Annotated in this window: 1 pseudogene; it reads right to left on the bottom strand. The window is 68.5% G+C overall.

The window, feature by feature from the left end:
- Nucleotides 1-128: 128 nt before the first annotated feature.
- A pseudogene (locus A5622_RS29640) lies at nucleotides 129-766 on the bottom strand (hypothetical protein); the annotation flags it as partial.

Below are 766 nucleotides of genomic sequence, written 5' to 3'. Positions count from 1 at the left end.
CTGCGCGCCGGCGCCGTCGCCATGTGTGTGGAACTCGGCGCCGTTTCCGCCGCCGGTGAACCACAGGGCGGTGATCTTACGGTCGAAGAAGTCCGGGTTATCAATGAACGGGTTATCGAATTCGGTGCTCATGGCCGCCCCGCGTGGCGCATCATCTGCAGCCGCTGCCGCGAACTCGCCTCGGACATCAACTGGTTGACGTCGGTGACCGTGACACCGCTGATGTTCACGCTGTAGTCATTGCGGCCGCCGTTCGCGGCCGGGTCGGGCATCGGCATCTGCTGGCTGGCGATCGCATGCATGTCGTTCCACTGCTGATCGTTAAGGATGGGTTCGGGGCGGCTCGTCTTGTTGATCGCCAAACCGTTCGGCATCAGCCAGCCGCCGTCGTCGAAGATGTCCGGGGTGTCAAACGGTGCGATGGGCAGCAGCGACGGCGTGGGAGGTTTCGGCTGCTGCACAGGGGCCTGCGGCGGCTGCTCAGCCATCGGACCCGACTTGGGGGCCTGCGGCCCGGCCGGCGCGGTAGGCGCAAGGCTCGGCGCTGCAGGCCCGGCGCCCGGTGAAAGCCCCGGCGCCCCTTCTGGTGTGGGGACGAAGTTGCCCGTGCCGGGCTGCGCGATCGGGGCTGGGGCGCCGACCACCTGCTGGCCGGGCATCTGCCCCGGCTGCACCGGACCCGACGGGTTAATGCCGGCCTGCTGCGCCCCCTGCGGGTTGTCCTGTGTCTGTTGCGCCTTTTCCCCTGTGGTGACCGCGGCGGCCA

It is taken from the genome of Mycobacterium sp. 1245801.1, from assembly GCF_001673055.1.
In the GTDB taxonomy this organism is placed as follows: Bacteria; Actinomycetota; Actinomycetes; order Mycobacteriales; family Mycobacteriaceae; genus Mycobacterium; species Mycobacterium europaeum_A.
The sequence above is the reverse complement of the archived record's forward strand: the minus strand, read 5'-3'. Positions and strand labels throughout refer to the sequence as shown.